17 protein-coding genes, 1 tRNA gene and 1 pseudogene are annotated in these 17,611 nt (G+C 30.6%); 1 reads left to right on the forward strand and 18 read right to left on the reverse strand.

Annotated elements, in window-relative coordinates:
- Nucleotides 1-196 precede the first annotated feature (196 nt).
- The 14 genes and pseudogenes from B5S50_RS05680 to B5S50_RS05745 all read right to left on the reverse strand — a co-directional run bounded on the left by B5S50_RS05680 (nucleotide 197) and on the right by B5S50_RS05745 (nucleotide 13,239).
- Nucleotides 197-283 (reverse strand) — tRNA-Leu (locus tag B5S50_RS05680).
- A 72-nt stretch (nucleotides 284-355) separates the two neighbouring features.
- Entirely contained in the window at nucleotides 356-1,297 is a 942-nt protein-coding gene (locus tag B5S50_RS05685) for a hydroxyacid dehydrogenase (protein WP_217303324.1), read from the reverse strand.
- A gap of 6 nt (nucleotides 1,298-1,303) precedes the next feature.
- Nucleotides 1,304-2,746 (reverse strand): MFS transporter, encoded by a 1,443-nt coding sequence (locus B5S50_RS05690; RefSeq protein WP_217303325.1) that lies wholly within the window; start codon nucleotides 2,744-2,746, stop codon nucleotides 1,304-1,306.
- A gap of 287 nt (nucleotides 2,747-3,033) precedes the next feature.
- Nucleotides 3,034-3,414 carry a hypothetical protein gene (locus B5S50_RS05695; RefSeq protein WP_254306717.1) on the reverse strand — a complete coding sequence of 127 codons (381 nt, stop codon included), beginning with the start codon at nucleotides 3,412-3,414 and terminating at the stop codon, nucleotides 3,034-3,036.
- Entirely contained in the window at nucleotides 3,401-3,616 is a 216-nt protein-coding gene (locus B5S50_RS05700) for a helix-turn-helix transcriptional regulator (protein WP_063554045.1), read from the reverse strand. Before B5S50_RS05700 ends, B5S50_RS05695 begins: the two co-directional genes overlap by 14 nt.
- Nucleotides 3,617-3,779: 163 nt before the next feature.
- A complete protein-coding gene (locus B5S50_RS05705; RefSeq protein ID WP_217303326.1) occupies nucleotides 3,780-4,901 on the reverse strand; it encodes an RNA-guided endonuclease TnpB family protein in 1,122 nt (373 codons plus the stop codon).
- Nucleotides 4,879-5,294: pseudogene (locus B5S50_RS05710) on the reverse strand (MerR family transcriptional regulator). The gene B5S50_RS05705 and the pseudogene B5S50_RS05710 overlap by 23 nt, the downstream one beginning before the upstream one ends.
- Nucleotides 5,295-5,588: 294 nt before the next feature.
- The gene (locus tag B5S50_RS05715; protein WP_013239911.1) at nucleotides 5,589-6,014 is read right to left on the reverse strand and encodes a YjdF family protein; all 426 of its coding nucleotides are present in this window, start codon (nucleotides 6,012-6,014) and stop codon (nucleotides 5,589-5,591) included.
- A 176-nt stretch (nucleotides 6,015-6,190) separates the two neighbouring features.
- A complete protein-coding gene (locus B5S50_RS05720) occupies nucleotides 6,191-7,339 on the reverse strand; it encodes a sugar MFS transporter (protein ID WP_217303327.1) in 1,149 nt (382 codons plus the stop codon).
- 255 nt (nucleotides 7,340-7,594) lie between these two features.
- Nucleotides 7,595-9,166, reverse strand: coding sequence for a histidine ammonia-lyase (hutH, locus tag B5S50_RS05725; protein ID WP_013239913.1), 1,572 nt, complete (start codon nucleotides 9,164-9,166; stop codon nucleotides 7,595-7,597).
- A gap of 22 nt (nucleotides 9,167-9,188) precedes the next feature.
- Nucleotides 9,189-9,731, reverse strand: a complete 543-nt coding sequence (locus tag B5S50_RS05730; protein WP_013239914.1) for a hypothetical protein — start codon at nucleotides 9,729-9,731, stop codon at nucleotides 9,189-9,191.
- A gap of 22 nt (nucleotides 9,732-9,753) precedes the next feature.
- Entirely contained in the window at nucleotides 9,754-9,990 is a 237-nt protein-coding gene (locus tag B5S50_RS05735) for a hypothetical protein (protein ID WP_013239915.1), read from the reverse strand.
- Nucleotides 9,990-11,393, reverse strand: coding sequence for a sodium:solute symporter family protein (locus B5S50_RS05740; RefSeq protein WP_013239916.1), 1,404 nt, complete (start codon nucleotides 11,391-11,393; stop codon nucleotides 9,990-9,992). Before B5S50_RS05740 ends, B5S50_RS05735 begins: the two co-directional genes overlap by 1 nt.
- 202 nt (nucleotides 11,394-11,595) lie before the next feature.
- On the reverse strand, nucleotides 11,596-13,239 hold the full coding sequence (locus B5S50_RS05745; protein ID WP_217303328.1) for a sigma-54-dependent Fis family transcriptional regulator: 1,644 nt from the start codon (nucleotides 13,237-13,239) through the stop codon (nucleotides 11,596-11,598).
- Between the two features lie 567 nt (nucleotides 13,240-13,806).
- On the opposite strand from B5S50_RS05745, the gene B5S50_RS05750 reads away from it, so the two are divergent.
- Nucleotides 13,807-15,189, forward strand: coding sequence for an aspartate kinase (locus tag B5S50_RS05750; RefSeq protein ID WP_217303329.1), 1,383 nt, complete (start codon nucleotides 13,807-13,809; stop codon nucleotides 15,187-15,189).
- Nucleotides 15,190-15,315: 126 nt separating this feature from the next.
- Here the strand turns inward: B5S50_RS05750 and B5S50_RS05755 are convergent, their stop codons facing one another.
- The 4 genes from B5S50_RS05755 to B5S50_RS05770 are packed head-to-tail and all read right to left on the reverse strand — an operon-like array spanning nucleotide 15,316 to nucleotide 17,610.
- Entirely contained in the window at nucleotides 15,316-15,777 is a 462-nt protein-coding gene (locus tag B5S50_RS05755; RefSeq protein WP_217303773.1) for an isoprenylcysteine carboxylmethyltransferase family protein, read from the reverse strand.
- Nucleotides 15,768-15,929: a hypothetical protein gene (locus B5S50_RS05760; protein WP_217303330.1), complete on the reverse strand. Its 162-nt coding sequence runs from the start codon at nucleotides 15,927-15,929 to the stop codon at nucleotides 15,768-15,770. The genes B5S50_RS05755 and B5S50_RS05760 overlap by 10 nt, the downstream gene beginning before the upstream one ends.
- Before the next feature lie 60 nt (nucleotides 15,930-15,989).
- Nucleotides 15,990-16,949, reverse strand: coding sequence for a DUF4097 domain-containing protein (locus tag B5S50_RS05765; protein ID WP_217303331.1), 960 nt, complete (start codon nucleotides 16,947-16,949; stop codon nucleotides 15,990-15,992).
- Between the two features lie 4 nt (nucleotides 16,950-16,953).
- Nucleotides 16,954-17,610 carry a permease prefix domain 1-containing protein gene (locus B5S50_RS05770; protein ID WP_217303332.1) on the reverse strand — a complete coding sequence of 219 codons (657 nt, stop codon included), beginning with the start codon at nucleotides 17,608-17,610 and terminating at the stop codon, nucleotides 16,954-16,956.
- Nucleotide 17,611: the final 1 nt, after the last annotated feature.

A 17,611-nucleotide genomic window follows, 5' to 3' on the forward strand; every position in this document is an offset into this window, starting at 1 on the left:
ACCATTCCTTCGGTCCCAAAATTTATACTTTCTATTATTATAGCATAATATTTCTTTTAAACTACATACAGGTTTTTGCTATTTTGTTTTAATCTGTTTTAATTTGTGATATTTTTTTGGAGGACATTTGGAGGACATAAACCCAAAAAGAGCATTTTGGAATAAATTCCAAAATGCTCTTAAATGTTGATATTCATGGTGCCGGAGGCGGGAGTCGAACCCGCATGTTGTCACCAACGACGGATTTTGAATCCGTTGCGTCTGCCAATTCCACCACTTCGGCAAGCAACGAAATTATAATACCATAAATACTACCCAAGGTCAAGCATTTATCTAAACTTTTTTAACATCAAACTTAATTCACTGACCAAGAAGGCTCTCTGCCACTTAATACTTCATCTATACCAATGGCGGGATGAACAGACATTCTTATACCTGCTTCTTCTGTATGTGCTGCAGTATGAGGCGTTACAATTACATTTTCAAGTTTAAAAAGGGGATTATCTTTTGATGGTTCTTCTCCTTTAAATACATCAATGGCAGCTCCAGCAATTTTATTTTTCAAAAGCACCTCAAGCAAGGCATCTTCATCAACCACTTCTCCCCGTGCCGTATTTATAAGAAAAGCTCTAGATTTCATAAGAGACAGCTCCCTTTTTCCTATCATACCTTTTGTTTTCTCTGTAAGTGGAACATGCAAGCTTAAAAAGTCAGAATTTTTAAGTACATAATCTAAATCTCCAGTAAGTTTTATATTATCTATTTGACTTGAAGTTATATTTCGCTTGAATCCTATAACTTTCATGCCAAACCCTTTTGAGGCCTTTAAAGCAACAAGTTTTCCGATATTACCAACACCTATAATTCCAAGGGTTTTACCTTCAAGATCCATTCCAAAACTTTTTCTTATTTCAAAATTTCCATCTCTAAGTTCTCTATCATAAATAAGTAGTTTTTTTGCAAGTACTAATATAAGTCCCATAGTATACTCAGCAACACTGTTTTTATTGGATTCAGGAGAATTGGTAACTCTTATTCCAAGACTTGATGCAGCTTCAACATCTATATTATCTACTCCAACACCAAACTTAGATATGACTTTCAACTTTGTTCCTGATTTCATAATTTTTTCAGTAATATTTGCCATCCTAACTAATATTGCATCGCAATCTTTTACTTCCTCTACCAAAACATTTTCTGAAATATCAGAAGCCATTTTTAATTCATACCCACGACTTCTAAGATATTCTTTGCCTTCTTCATATATATTTTCCGTAATCAAAACTCTATAACTCATACAAAATCACCCTTTCATATATAATCCCCTTAATTTTTTACTATAGTAAAGTCTTAATGCGGTTATCAAAACTCCAAATAAACACATAATGCCAACGCTTATATACACTGATCTCATGCCATAAATAAAAACATCATCTCTGCCTTTTATGTAATCCACCACTCTGTACCCGATTTTGTAACTCATTCTGTTGTAAAGTAATAAAGTGGAAAGAGATGTACCTAGAACAAATCCTAAGTTTCTAATAAGGGCATTTACACTTCCTGCTATTCCAAGCTTATCTCTACTAACAGTAGACATAACTAGCGAATTGTTAGGAGATTGAAACATTCCATTTCCTAGAGTCATAATTACTATATAAGCTATAATCAAAATTACAGAAGACCTTTCATTTAAACTGGATATGAAAAACAACCCCAAACTTGTAAAACTAAGCCCAAACAAGGTAAGTATTTCAGATCCAATTTTATCTGACATGTATCCACTAAAGGGAGCCACTACAGACAAAACAATAGGAGATACCATCATGAGCATTCCAGATGCTGCCGGCGAAAATTTCAATGTATCCTGAAAATAAAAAGGCAGTATTATATTGGATGCACTAATTGCAATAAATGAAATAAAAGCACATATTATACTTATTGAAAATAAACTGTTTTTAAAAATACTCAATTGCAAAATCGGCATGCTTATTTTATGTTCTACTATAATGAACAATACGAAAGTTATAAATGAAATTACAAAAGCTGAAATTATAAATGCATTGTCATATCCCTTTACCTGGCCTTGTCCCAATGCTCCAAACAGCGAAACTGTAGCTACTACAAATAGTAAAGCTCCTTTTATATCTAGTTTTTCATCAGAAGTAGTATGGACTTTAGGAAATATCTTCAATGTAAGTATAAATACAATTATTCCTATTGGTATGTTTATTAAAAATATATATTCCCAGCTTATAGCAGAAACAATAATTCCCCCAATTGGAGGACCTGCCATAGAACCCAATGCCACAAATGTACCTAAAACTCCAAGTGCCCTCCCCCTCTCGTTAGCCGGAAAAACGTGAGTTATGATTCCCTGATTAGTAGCCATCGTAGCTGATGCTCCTACTGCTTGTATAACTCTTGCTGTTACAAGTAATGGCAGTGAACTTGTAAGCCCGCACAGCAGCGAACCTATGGTAAAAATGACGATTCCAAATTTAAAAACTTTTGTCTTTCCTATCATATCTCCAAGCCTTCCAAATATTAAAATAGTTGCTGCAACAGTTATTAAAAAACTGGTAACAACCCATGTAATACCTGACATTCCTACATTTAATTTAGATGCCATATCCGGCAGTGCTACATTTACAATGCTGCCATCAAGTGTTGACATAAATGTAGCAGAAACAACTGTAATCAGTATCAGCCACTTTTTTTTGTTCATTTCACTTTCAATTTTTTTCAACCTTCACTCATCCCCTCACAAATGCTTTTTATCCCTTTAATCTTTCAAGCTTTTTATCCGATGACTACCTGCTCTAATACTCTCACTTATCCAAGTGAGAGTAAAGGGCAGCTACGTCCCTGGATAACGATTTCTAAACATCAGGTTGAGTCAAAACTCCATCTGATGCCAAGAACTCTGTTTATCAAAATAAGCCTGTATCTATATATGTTACTAGTTAGTTTAATCAAAGTTACCATCTTATTATTCATTGTTAATAAGTTTTTACTTTCACTATCTGTTACTTTTTACATTTCCTTGTGATATTTAGAAAAGCATACCATATAGACTGCAAAAATAACCAAATATGCTGCAATCACAAGAAAAATTATAAATAAATTAGCTCTAAAAAAAACATATGCAATTACAAGAATGCCAAATACTATTTCCATAACATCAAAAGCTTTTGCCTTAGCTCTGTTTTCAATGGCAATATTTCGCTCATCTTTATCTTTTTGTTTCAAAATAAATTTATAATGTATGTTACTAATAACTGAAGCCACAGCCATTGCCATAAGAATTAAAGGTATAGTTTTAGACGTATATCCACCTACAAAAAACATACCAACTGCTGAACTAAGTAACATTACAACTACTGCCACAATAAATACATAATTAAAAGTTTTCATTTTCTGAACTCTCCTCATAAATAAATATTTCTTCAATGCTCACATTAAAAAATTTAGAAATCTTAAAAGCTAGCAATATAGATGGATTATAACGTCCATTTTCAAGTGATCCAATTGTTTGTCTTGATACTTCCAATTTTTGTGCTAGCTCTTCTTGTGTGATACCATGTTGTTTTCTAATTTCTTCAAGCCTGTTTTTCAAATTAATGCCGTTGCCAAAACATTATAGAACTCTATAAAGCTTGTTTAATTCCCTGTTCAGCCTATCCCATTTTACTATAAAGCTACTTTGGTTTGATATAATAGTCCGAGGGCTTAAATTCCCATACAACGCATGGTACATATTAGTAGTATCTTTTAAGTGATTAGCCTACTAATTCATATCTTGATAGATTGATACTTGCATTATAATCTCTATCTATAACACAACCACATTCCTCACATATATATGTCCTTTCAGATAGTAAAAGCTTTGACTTTATATGTCCACACTCACTACAAGTTTTTGATGAAGGATACCATTTGTCTGCTTCTACAAATTCAATACCATTGAACTCACATTTATATTGCATTTGTCTTTTAAACTCATACAAACATTGTTTTGCTATTGCTTTTGCTAAATATCGGTTCTTCATCATTCCTTTAATATTAAGTGTTTCCATAACAACTCTCGATGGCTTGGTTTTCACTATCTTATTCGTTGCTTGGTGAATATGATTACTTCTTATATTTGCTAATTTTCTATGAAGTAATTTAATCTGCTTTTCGATTTTTATAATATTACCTGTTTTGACAAACTTACTCCCTTCTTTATTTTTTAGATATTTGCGAGATACCCTACGTTGTAATCTACGTAGCCTTTTTTCAAGTTGCTTTACAACTTTTGTCTTATTGATATTTTTAAAAGTCATTCCGTTAGAACATATAGCTAAATCCTTTACCCCAACATCAATACCAATACTTTCATTTGTTAATTCTACTATTGGATTTTCTTTTTCTATACCTACTGATATGAGCCAATACTTTCCATCAAAACTTATTCTCGGATTAGTATATTTACAGTTCATAGGCATTGTATTTTTCTTTATATCTATCCAACCAACCTTTTCAATTAACACCGAATTTTCTTTAACTTTAAGCTTTAATGTATCATTATAAAAAGATGGCTTAGATTTTTTTCTACTCTTAAACCTTGGCTTATCAGCTAACTTTTTGAAAAACTTCTTATAAGCATCGCAACCATCTTTAACAGCTTGTTTAGCCACATTGTTAGATACTTCATTTAGCCAACTTAGACTATCTTGTTTGAGTATTGTTATTTTTTTTCTCAAATCATTATCTGATATAAATTTTCCACCATTTTTATAATTATCCTCTTGCCTTGCAAGTGTCCAATTATAAATAAATCTTGCAGTACCAACAGATTGCCATAATTTTTGTTCTTGCTCTTTAGTTGGAAATATTCTAACCTTCTTCCCCAGAATCATTCTCTAACAACTCCTTAATCATCTTCTTTGCTTTATTCGTTCTTTTGCCTTGCAATCTACAACTAAAAGCTGTAACAATTTGAATTAAATCTTCGACTAATTCCTGTTCCTCCGTTTTTTCAGTATTGTCTATGATTTCAATAGTAGTTCCATATTTATTACATAGATTTTCTATTTGTGGGAACTAACTCTACAATATCCAATTACTTTTTTAGTTTTAGTTTCAATACCTTTTATACCTAAAAAATGATTAAGTTGCTCTTGTGAATAATATCTATACCCTGTTGGAGCAACATGATGTGGTTTTAATATACTTTTTTTATCCCATTCTCTTAATGTTTGCGGGTTTTTACCTATTAATTTTGAAAACTTACCAATAGAATAATATTTCATATAATCACCTCTTGAATTTACTATAGTACAAACATTGTATAAATTGAAGAATATTATATAAGCTTCTATAAAGTTTTATTAGCTGTTACATTCCTCCAATCATAATGGGAAGTGACTTTGTAATATTAGAATATTACTGTTTTTTTATAATGTCAAGCTTACTTTCCATTATGATTATAAAAAAAGGGTTTTAATAGCTCAAACCCTTTCTGTAGATACTATTTCAACAGCATCAAATAGCAGTAAAATAATTTTAAAAACCTCTAAAACGCATTAAAGGCTGGGCAATGCTAGTTAATGTCCCCTGTGCTTCATTAATTTTTTCTGCTGCCTTAATTTAAATTTTTTCTCTTTTTCTTCTTCCTTTTTTTCTCTTGAAACCTTTTTTATTTTTAGTTTAAAATCTTCATATTGCTGCTTCATGGCAATTTGGGCTTTTGTACCTATACCATTGTCTTTAGTCTCTTTTTTAATTTTTCTCTGAAGTCTTTTAGGATTTATCTTTTTATCAATGCTTTTATCAGAATAATTGATATCCAACGGTTTACTAAACTTTAAATCATTAAAATTTTTTAGTATATAGTCGTATACTTCATAGTCTTTTGGTTCAGCACCAAATACAACCCTTGAAAGATATATTGTATCAGAATCCCACCTTTTAAACACGCCAACCCAAAATGGCTCTTCAAAAAATACTGTTAGCTTAATATTAGCTGTCATTTTATATTCCTCCTGTTTAACAAATAAAAAATCTAGAGAATGGACAACCCCAGGAGGGCAGGTTACTGCTAACTTATAAAGTACAAGCCAAGTTTTGGACTACCAACCAAAACTGTGTTTTTATCTCTATTAACATAATAGCAAAAATCATCTAAAATGCAATGTTTTTTCAAAACCTAAACTTTACCAGGTTTAAAAATTCTATAGTACACAGAAATTAATGCTATGTATATGTAAAACAATATTTGTATTATAAATACATAAGTTATTTTTATACCACCTGCAAAACCTATTACATAGGTTAAAAATGTAGCTCCCAAGTTATTGAAAATCATAGTAACAGCAGATGCAGAAGGTATATTTTTTTCAGTAACATGCTGCACAATATATCCTTGAAGTGCAGGATACATAATTGATATTGATATCCCTATAATTGCAAATCCTGTTAAAGCTTGAAGCTTACTTTTTCCAAATAGTAAAATAATAATTCCAAAAATTGATATTAAAGGTGATATGGAAAGAAATCTAAGTTGTCCAACTCTTTCTAAGAATTTATCTCCTAAACTCCTTCCTATAGTAAACAAAATCCAAAAACTTAAAAGTATATTTGGTACTTCAATTTTGCTAATTCCATAATATTTTTCAAGAAAAGTTCCTGTCCAATTTGTAGTTGAGATCTCCGCTCCGACATAGAAGAATACTGCAATACAAAGCAATAAAATCATAGGATTTTTTAATATAGAAAAAGAAGTGTTACATTTAGAATTACTTTTATAAAATGTCCTTCTATCCATTTTTAACACAAGAATAATATAAAAAGATATAAGTAATATATGAATAATATATGTGTAATTAAATTTTATACCCATCTTTAATATAAATCTGTCTATTGGCAAAATTAAAATTCCACCTAATCCAAAGCATGCATTTGCAAAACTAAATTTTTGATATTTTTGTGGAAGAAGTGAAAGCATCGTACTCAAATACAAGCATGCCATCCCGGTTGCCAATCCTGCCATAAAATATCCAGTTAAAATAACATAAAATGATTTGGAAAATACAATTATAAGACTTGCAAAAATTTCAAATACAATTCCCAGATACAGTCCATTTTTAATTCCCAGCCGCGGCATAAGTTTTGCCCCTACAATATTTGTTATAAGTGCGGCACAGTATACTACTGATGGTATAAATGCAATGACATATGATGACACATTATATGTACTTTTTATAGTTGTTATAAAAGGTGATAATGTATTAGAAAACAGTGACAATAAGAAATATCCTATAAAAATAGTTACCATAGCTTTAAAGTTTTTTTCCATTAAATTTCTCCTACAAAAAATTTTTAAATTAGTTTTACTTTCCACCTTGTTTTTCAAAACATAAATCCAATTCTTATACAAAGTTCATTATAGTATATAAAATTAACTTTTAAAACGAGATCTTTTTATAATTCTATTTGATACTGCCTTTTCATATACATCCCTTTCTGGATTATAACATTTTTCTTATAATATAATAAGGGCATGAAAGTTTCCTGCTCACTTTCATGCCCTTATTATATTAAGGCCTACATTTTAAATTTCCAAAACACCTATTACATCTTCAACTTCTTCTAAAATATTGCCTTCATGTATTTGATTATTTATATACTCAATATAAGGATATAAATGCTCATCATCTTCTATCTTAGGAACAACTTTTCTAATCAAATCATACACCGATTTTGTTGCCGTAGACATCTTTAGTGGTTTTAGAAACTCAACAGCTTGAAGTGCATTTAATAACTCAATGGATAATATGTTTTCCAATAATCCCACACACTTATACGCTTTCCTTGAAGCATTGTAACCCATGCTCACATAATCTTCTTGATTTGCACATGTTGGAGTGTTATCAATACTTGCTGGTGTTGACAATATACGCATCTCCCCTAAAAGTCCTGCAGCCGTATATTGTGGAATCATAAAACCATTATTAAGTCCAGTCTTCTCAATTAAAAATGCCGGCAATTCGCTTATATGATGATTTACAAGCCTATCTATTCTTCTTTCTGACATTTTGGCAATGCTTGTCATAGCAATGCATGAGGAATCTGCTTCAATTCCAACATATGATCCATCTGCATTACAACCCATAAGTGCAACACCATCATCTTTAATTGGATATATAACAGGATTATCACAGCAGGAATTGATTTCAGTAATTATTGTTTTTGCAGCATCTTTTAGAGTTTTTTTAGCTGCTCCATGCAGCTGAGGTATACATCTTAAAGAAAGCGCATCCTGAAGTCTATAATCTTTATATTTTATGGCAATTTCACTGTCTTTAAGTATCCTTAGAATATTTCTAGCTGTCATGTTCTGTTCCTCATGGGGTCTTACAGACTGCAGTCTAGGGTCAAATGCTCTTGTAGTTCCCCTTAAAGCCTCAAGGCTTATTGCTCCGATAATATCTGCAGTTTTTGCAGCCTTTATTCCATCGTATATTGCCAATGCAGCTAGGGCAGTAACCGAAGTAGTTCCGGAAACCAAAGCAAGTCCTTCCTTACAACCTAATTCAACTGGTTTTATCCCTTCCAATTGTAATGCCTCATAACCATCTATTAGTTTGCCATTATAAAAAGCCTTACCTTCACCTATAAGAACTAAGCTGATATGTGCTTCTACTGAAAGATATCCTACTGACCCATGACAGGGCGCAAATGGAACTATATTACTATTTAAAATGCTAGCTATAGTTTCAATAGTATCCAGTTTTACTCCTGAATAACCTTGTCCCATATTCAAAATCATCATTAATAGAATTGCCCTAACACACTCCCCTTCTAATGCTTCCCCTATTGAACAAGCATGGGATCTCAGTATATTTTTCTGAAGAATAATTGCATCTTCAGGCTCAATAATCTTATCACAGTTATCACCAAATCCTGTAGTTAAACCATATATAACTCTTTTCTCCTTTAAAAATTTCTCTACCAGTCCTCTCGATTTAGTAACTCTTTCTCTAAAAGCATCTGATAATATAACTGTTGCCTTATACCTTGATATTGCTATAAACTCCTCAAGAGTAATATCTTTACATCCTATAACTACCTGCTTTAACTTTTTTGCATATTGAATACAGTCTTTCTCATCTTCATATTCCAATAGTATCACCTCTTCATCTTAGTTACATACTCCTATGTGATCCACATCCATCAGCTGCAATAGGCATATATCGAACCTTATTGCCTTCTGCCACATCACCATAAAGAGCAACCCAATATGGTCTAAAAACACTTTCTATTTTTAAAACTTTGAATTCTGGTATTCCTCCGACATGCCTGTGCACAACTTTTAATGCAAGCTTTCTTGCTTTTAATATAAGATAATCATCATCTTTATCAGACAGTTGAATAGCATTACTATCAACTTCCTTTAATTCAATTATGTCAGGCATACTATCTACCCATGAAACAGATCCTGTTGATCCATTGGCAAGCAAAGTAATTGTTTGTTTTTTTTCATGAGCTTTTTTTGATACCATTCTTTCAATAACTGTTGGTTTATGGATAATTTCAAGGGTCACAAGTTTAAATTCAACAAAATGTTTTCTAACCTCAGAAAGCTTTTTATTTAAAAATATAACTTTCCATAAAACTCCTCCCATAGCTTGAGCTCTTTTCTCTGCTTCTTGTTTTTCAACTTTAATAGGGAATGCTCTTATATCCATAATATCTACTCCTAATAAAAATTTATTTTTCCTTATTGCCTTTAGACTTTCTAGAAAATTTAAATATTATTCCAAGATAATTTATAAAAATTAAAGTTACAGCAATCATAATCCCATAGGGAATTAACCTTCCCACTATAAAGTCATTATGAGCTGAAATTGCATAATAAATTACCCCTACTACTATAAAATAAAGCAATACAAGAAACCCATCAATTCCAAACCAGGAAATTTCAAGTTTATCATTTTTCTTTGACATTATACTACCTCCTTAGCTACTTTTTCAGGAATAGACTTACCAAACTTATTGCCTAAAATCCATGCTATTAAAGACAATGGCAGTGCAACAACAAGTGCTTCCACATTGAAAGCCTTAATAGGAAATAACTTAAAATATGCAAATGCAAATCCCCCTACAAGTATCCCAAGATAACCTCCTAATGCCGTTTTCTTACCTTTCCAAACAAGTCCACCAACTATTGGGACAAATCCTGCTGCCATCCAGATACTGCTTACAAATATAAACGCATCTTGTGCTGTAGTAAATTTAAATGCAATTGATAATGCTGCTACTGATTCTATTATTATACCTATTCTTGTAAGTAGAACCAGTTTGTCCTGCGTAACATTTCCTTTAATTCTACCGTATATATCATTTGCAAGAGTTGCTCCACCTGAAAGGTAATATCCATCCAGTGCAGAAATTATTGAACCTGCAAGGCCGATTATGAATAATGCCCTTACTCCTTGAGGTAAACTTCCTAATACAAGTTTTATATATCCTTCTCCAGGTACCATATTTGGATACCTTACCTTAACAATGAGTCCTGTAAGAGTTAATACAATATCAAAACAAACCCACAAAACAAAGCATGATAGAAGTGCACGTCTTCCTGATTTTGGTGAATCTGATGCAGAAAATCTTTGGTAAAATGTTGGATCGGCATAAACTCCAAATGAAAGTACACAGAGCATTAAAGCTTTCATAGGCGTAAGTCCACCTAATGGATCCATTAACGCTGGAGTTTTAGATAATGCATGCTGAAGTCCAGCCCATCCGCCAACACTATCCCATTGTCCAGGCAGTACCATTGTAAGTCCAAAACACATACACCAAAACATTAACATATCAGTAACTGCAACTCCCATAAGTCCCCCTAAAACTGCAATTACAATAACCATTACAATACATACTATACCTGCCGTAAAATTATTAATTCCCCAGGCAACCTTTCCTATAAACCCAAATGATGTTAACTGACCTATTTGAGTGCAGTACGTAAGCATTAATATAGCACCAAGGACTGCAACTCCCTTGCCATATGCACTCTCCAGTAAATCAGGAACTGTAATGTCTGTTCTAATATGTATTTTAGGTCCTACCCAAAGCGCCAATGGCATACGCCCTAAATGGGAGGTAACACACCAAATAACCCAAACAGATAATCCATACATTGCTGAATATTCAACTGTTCCAATTGTTCCAACTCCACCATACCAAGTTGCAACCAGTGCTCCAACAGTCAGTGACCATGGAAGACTTCTATTACCTAAATAAAAACTTTCCATGTCTTTTACTGCCCTTGAAAAATACCAACCAATAAAAATTAGTAAAATTGAGCATAGAATGATAACTACATTGTCAAAACTCGATAATAACATAATCCAACACCTGCCTTATTTTATATTTTGTATCTAATTAATAAAATAATTTATAGCAAAAGCCATGCCAACTTCAGTATTGCGTGAATATATTAAAAATGCTGAAAATATCAGGTTTTATTCTAACTTATTGCATTTTCATATCCTAGAATTTTAAAAAAGATGCATAATGATTTTGCAAAAGTGCAAAATCATTATGCATCTATAATCCATATTTTTTCATTCTATATTGCAGGCTTTGCCTCTTCATTCCCAGGCATTTTGCTGTATTTGTAACATTATTCTTATTTTTTCTAAGAGCAGTTTTTATTACTTCTCTTTCATATTCATTAAGTATCTGTTCCAGTGTTTTATGCTGCAAACCTTTTTTGCAGTTCCTGCTAGCTTTCTTTTTCATATATTGAGGTAAATCACTTATATATATAGTATCCTGAGTTATAGTGTTAAATATATATTCAATACAATGCTGCAGCTCCCTTACGTTTCCCGGCCAATCATATTCTTTAAATACCTTGATAACTTCCTCCGACATTACATTTATATTTTTTGAATAATTACGGCATAATTTTTTCATAAATAATTGTGCCAATAGTTCAATATCTTTTTTTCTTTCCCGAAGTGGAGGAATGTTAATTGTTATTGTACTTATTCTATAATATAAATCACTTCTCATCTTGCCATTTTTAATCAATGAAAATGGTTTTTCATTGGTAGATGAAATGATCCTTACATTACTTTCAATATCTTTGCTTCCTCCTACCCTTCTAAAACTTTTCTCCTGCAAAACCCTAAGAAGTTTAGACTGCATTTGAAGACTCATTGAATTAATCTCATCTAAAAATAATGTACCGCCCTCAGCCTGTTCAAATAGTCCCTTCTTATCATAACTTCCAGTAAAGGCTCCCTTTTCCGTACCAAACAATATACCCTCTACTAAATTTTCAGGGATAGCCGCACAATTTACTGCAATGAATTCCTTATATTTTCTTTTACTAGCAGAATGAATGCTCTGTGCAAATAATTCCTTGCCAGTACCAGTCTCCCCATATATAAGTACAGAGCAATCTCTTTCAGCAACATTACATGCTAAATTAATTGCTCTAAGAAAATTTTCATCTTTTCCAATTATATCATCAAAATTATAATATTTTAATGCATAGTACTTTTTTGGGGACTTTAAATATTGATTACTTTTTTTAGTATCTATAAAATTCTTAAAAATTGCAGCTTTCTCCCTATACTTTTGAAAAACTGACACATCTTGTACTAACCCAACAGCTCCAATTAAATTACTTCCTAAAAATAAAGGATAACCTGAATTCATCGTTGAAATTATTTCACCTTTATTATTCTTAAAATTATCACATCTATCTACTATAGCTTCTCCCTTTTTCATTGTATTTAAAATCGTACTATAATCTTCCTCTAAACTATAAATATCCAATAAATGCTTTCCAATTATATTTCTTCTATCCATCTTTTCAATTTTCTCATTAAATTTATTGCAAAATACAAGATGTGCATTTTTATCATATATCTGCATTCCTTCTGATAAGCAGTCAAAAGCCGCCCTATATAGATCTTCATCACTTTCTGCCTGAGTTATGTATAAAATGTATCCTTTGCCTGTAAAATTCTCAGTTTTAAAATATCTAAGAAATAACTCCCCCCATTTTATATAACCACTATCTATTTTCAAATCTATATCTAAAAAACTAGTGATTTCATTTCCTATATATTTTTTTAAAATATATATTCTCTTATCTGTTCTCGTTAAATCTCCAAATTTCACATGTCTTAGAATATTATCATTATCAATAAATAGCATAATATCAATGGAAATCATACCTTTACCCCCTTAAAGTTGATTTCATATTTAGTAATTCTAAAAATCAATAATTATTGCATTTTTAGTTAAATGCATATTGTCTTCAATTTTTATATGATTATATCATTTTTACTAATATAAAACCACTTTAAGACACATTATTTATAGTTTGTAATTCATATTTTTTAAATATGCCTCTAGATTAATAATAATTTCATAAAATTATAAAGTAAATCTTGTCAAATTATTAACAAAATTTTATAAAGTCCTTGTATACCTTTTCACAATATCATATTCTATTAACAAATATAAAATAATCATTCTTACCTAAAAAGCGCGCACATACTGTAAAATGTTGTAATTGATAACATTTTACAATATAAATGAAAATAACCAATTGAATTTTTACAGATACCTTCTGCCTTTAAATTGCATAAAATATTATAGTACTTTATTCAAAAGCATTTTTAGCAATATTTCTAGCATTAAAAGCAATAAAAAGTGTAAAATTCTAAACTATAATATAATAAAGCTATAATAAAAAAATCTGATTTAATAAATTATAATTCATAGGAGACCTTAAAAATGAATAAATTAATAGTTGCTAAATTTGGAGGAAGCTCACTAGCTAATGATAAACAATTTAAAAAAGTAAAGGAAATCGTTTTGCAAGATAAAAGGAGACGATATATCATAGTTTCTGCTCCAGGAAAAACTTTTGAAAAAGATTATAAAGTCACAGATCTTCTATATAAATGCTATTGTTGTGTTGACAATAAAAATCTATTTGAAAATTATTTCAATATAATCGAAGGAAAATATGTTTCTATATGTAATAATTTAAAATTAGATTTAGATATAAAAAAATTCTTATATGGTATAAAAAATGATTTTTTTAACGGTGCCTCTAAGGACTATATTTTAAGCCGTGGAGAATATCTGAATGGTTTAATTTTTTCAAAATTTATGAATTTTACGTTTATAGATCCTTCAGATATAATCTCATTTAAACAAAATGGCCAGTTAGATAAAGAAGCTACTAAAATGTTAATTTTGAGTAAACTTTCCCATATAGAAAAAGCTGTAATACCCGGTTTTTATGGTTCTAATAAAGATGGATCGATTAAAACTTTTCCAAGAGGAGGATCAGACATAACTGGTTCCATAATATCAAGTGTTATGAATGCTTCTATATATGAAAACTGGACTGATGTATCCGGCGTGTTAATGGCAAATCCAAAGATTGTAAAAGACCCTAAAAATATAAGAAACATGACATATAAAGAAATAAAAAATCTTTCTCATATGGGAGCAAATGTTCTTAATGAAGATTCAATTATTCCAGCTGAGGAAAGTAAAATTCCAATAAATATAAGAAACACCAATAATCCAGAGGACATTGGTACTCTTATATCTGATAATTTACCCGATGAAGATTATAAAAATACTATTGCTGGAATATCCGGCAAAGAAAATTTTTCAATAGTAACATTGGAAAAGCTCAATTTGATAAATGATGGTTTGCATAATCTATTTTCCATTATAAACACTAATAATATTTCTATAGAACATTTATCTTTTAATTCAGATTCTGTATCATTAATTGTACCAGATTTCCAATTACGTAAATGTGAAAGTTCTTTTATTAGTAAAATAGAAACTCAGCTTAATCCAGGTTCCATAACTATAAATCATAATATATCTTTAGTCGGAATAATTATAAGAAATATAAATAAATTTAGGCAAATTATCCATAGGATTTTTCAAAATTTATCTAACCAAAATGTTAAAATAAAAATAATTATACAGCCATCTTGTGAATCCAATATTATTTTTGGAGTAGAGGACACTGATCTTTCTAAGACAATTAAACTAATTTATGAATCAATTAATAATCCTGTATTAATTGAAAAATCAAATACGGAAAATGAATTCCTTCCTATTTACTTTAATGTATTAAGTAAATGATTGTTTCAGACTTATTCAAAGCATATACTCATTCTAATACTAAAAAGTTACCTGTACTGATAATACACTTAGAGGACTTAATCAGTTTGCGAAACAATTTTTGTAAACTAATCAAGTCCTCATATCTTACCACACAAATGGAAATAAGCAATACGTACACTTACAGTAAACTTCAAATTCCTCTTTAAATTGTTCCCTTAATGCCTTTTCTTCAACTTTTATTCTAATCCCATAACATAATACACAAATGGCCAAAACAACTAGAAGTGCCAATATATTTCTCAATGAAAATGCTATTTCCAAAAGACTTAGTATACTTCCTGTATAAGCAGGATTTCTTACATATCGATAAAATCCTTTCTGTATTAAATGTTGGTCAGATGTTGTTTGTACTGATAATGTAAATGCTTTTTTTAATGTCCACACAGAATAAGCCCTAATTATAGTGCCTGCTATTATTAAGAAAATGCCCATATAATAAAATATGTGTGGAAATGCAAGGTTTCTTATAAATTCACTTACTTCTGAGCCTGTAAAATAATAGCTTACATAAATACTTAACCAATATCCTAGAACTATTAACCAAATTGAACCTCTATCAGATTTTTTCCTATTTTTTTATTTCCACTTGAAGCAAATATCCATATTATAAATTCACATAGAAACATAAATCCAATTGCAAAAATATATATATTATATTCAAATATATTTGCAAATTTTGTGAAATCACTAATATCCAAGCCTTTCCACCCCCAATATCTTATTTGATCCTTTTCTTTATTCTTTATTCTTCATATTCATCACTTGCTTGAAATATCTATATCACCCGATACTGTACTTACATTTATTGTCTTATATGGACCATTTCCTACTTGTGCAGATGCCTTGCTTTTTCTATTATTTTCATAGGTTAATGGAAAATCTCCCTTTATATCTCCAGAAGTACACTTTGCTTCAAATTTAAAACTCAAATTTTGGGGGAGTACCATCTTCACATCTCCAGAAGTAGAACTTGCCTTAGCATACTCATCAATGGACTTGTAATTCATTTTTATATCACCTGATATGGCTTTAGCATCTCCTGAACCCGAAATAGACTTTACAGATATATCTCCTGATGAAACTTGTATATTGTAATATTTAGAATCTAGACTAGTTATATCTATATCTCCCGAATTTGTTTTTATACCAACATTATTTGCAGTAATACTATTATTCATCCTAAAGTCTCCAGAACTTTGTATACAATTTATATCATTCAATTTCATATCAGAGTTAAATAATATATCCCCTGAAGTTGTACTTATATCTAAATTCCTAACATAACTTTTAGGTATATATAATTCTATTTTTTCATTCCTATTAAATCCATCGAATATATTGACAAATTTATTGTGAAAAACTTTATTTTCATCTCTCCTTCTAATTTCAATGTCATTTCCCTGTTTTTCTATTACAAACTTATCTCCATCTTTTAACTTTCTAGATGCACTTTGTACAACTTTTAAGTTTGATTCATCTGTTGCCTGTACAATCACATCTCCTCTAAAAAATCTCAAGCTTATCTTATCACAGTTATTTACAGATGTGCTTTCACTTTTCTGTACAACATACCTAGCACCTGTTATTCTATTTCCATATTCAAATATTGGGAAACCCTCTCCGTGAGAAAATCCATATATTAAGAAAAATAGGCCTGCTGCTGCAATGACAGCCCACATTACAATTAATACTTTTATTAAGCTTTTATTTCTATTCATATTCCTACTCCTTCAATTTAAAGCTCAAAGTTATAATTTTTTCTACGGCAGCACCTATTATAAATATAACCCAGGAATATCCCCAAGCATCAAAAACAAAACTCAATATAAAATATAGGGCAACTATAATTAGCCATGCTATAGATTTAACTGATTTAATAATTTCCATTTGGCTGTCATTTGAAGATTTCCACTGCTTAAATTCTTCCACGATAGTATCGTCTCCTTTTACGTATTTAGGCTTTGAAGCATGATTGTAAACTATAAGACATGTTGCAATAGCATCTATTGTAAGCATAATACTTACAGATACAACATCATTTACCATAAAGACTTGATTTAGAATCATTAAAATCACTATGCTCATAATATATAACCCTACAGATACAGACAATACAAGTGCATTTTTCCTGCGATATTTTTGCTCTTCATTATAATCAAACATATTTTTATCTTTTAACCCTTCTAAGAGTTCATCCACATCACCTATACTTGAAATAGCTATTTTAAAGGCTTCTTCTTCATCTTTTCCTGAAGACACCAAATCATCATATTTATCTATAAGGTTAGCTAAAAGCTCTTCCTTAAGCTCTGTTGCTCTATGAGTTTTAGGTGCATTTTCAAATAATTCTTCTACACTTTTTCTCAATCTTTCATGCATT

The sequence above is a fragment of the Clostridium sp. 001 genome, assembly GCF_019056555.1.
GTDB classification, from domain to species: Bacteria; Bacillota; Clostridia; order Clostridiales; family Clostridiaceae; genus Clostridium_B; species Clostridium_B ragsdalei.

What these genes read in the sequence shown, in the direction of transcription:
- B5S50_RS05735 (WP_013239915.1), bottom strand. Translation starts at nt 9,990, where the DNA reads ATGTCAAAGAAAAATGATAAACTTGAAATTTCCTGGTTTGGAATTGAT.
- B5S50_RS05740 (WP_013239916.1), bottom strand. Translation starts at nt 11,393, where the DNA reads ATGTTATTATCGAGTTTTGACAATGTAGTTATCATTCTATGCTCAATT.
- B5S50_RS05750 (WP_217303329.1), top strand. Translation starts at nt 13,807, where the DNA reads ATGAATAAATTAATAGTTGCTAAATTTGGAGGAAGCTCACTAGCTAAT.
- B5S50_RS05685 (WP_217303324.1), bottom strand. Translation starts at nt 1,297, where the DNA reads ATGAGTTATAGAGTTTTGATTACGGAAAATATATATGAAGAAGGCAAA.
- B5S50_RS05695 (WP_254306717.1), bottom strand. Translation starts at nt 3,414, where the DNA reads ATGAAAACTTTTAATTATGTATTTATTGTGGCAGTAGTTGTAATGTTA.
- B5S50_RS05770 (WP_217303332.1), bottom strand. Translation starts at nt 17,610, where the DNA reads ATGCATGAAAGATTGAGAAAAAGTGTAGAAGAATTATTTGAAAATGCA.
- B5S50_RS05745 (WP_217303328.1), bottom strand. Translation starts at nt 13,239, where the DNA reads ATGATTTCCATTGATATTATGCTATTTATTGATAATGATAATATTCTA.
- B5S50_RS05765 (WP_217303331.1), bottom strand. Translation starts at nt 16,949, where the DNA reads ATGAATAGAAATAAAAGCTTAATAAAAGTATTAATTGTAATGTGGGCT.
- B5S50_RS05705 (WP_217303326.1), bottom strand. Translation starts at nt 4,901, where the DNA reads ATGATTCTGGGGAAGAAGGTTAGAATATTTCCAACTAAAGAGCAAGAA.
- B5S50_RS05730 (WP_013239914.1), bottom strand. Translation starts at nt 9,731, where the DNA reads ATGGATATAAGAGCATTCCCTATTAAAGTTGAAAAACAAGAAGCAGAG.
- B5S50_RS05715 (WP_013239911.1), bottom strand. Translation starts at nt 6,014, where the DNA reads ATGACAGCTAATATTAAGCTAACAGTATTTTTTGAAGAGCCATTTTGG.
- B5S50_RS05720 (WP_217303327.1), bottom strand. Translation starts at nt 7,339, where the DNA reads ATGGAAAAAAACTTTAAAGCTATGGTAACTATTTTTATAGGATATTTC.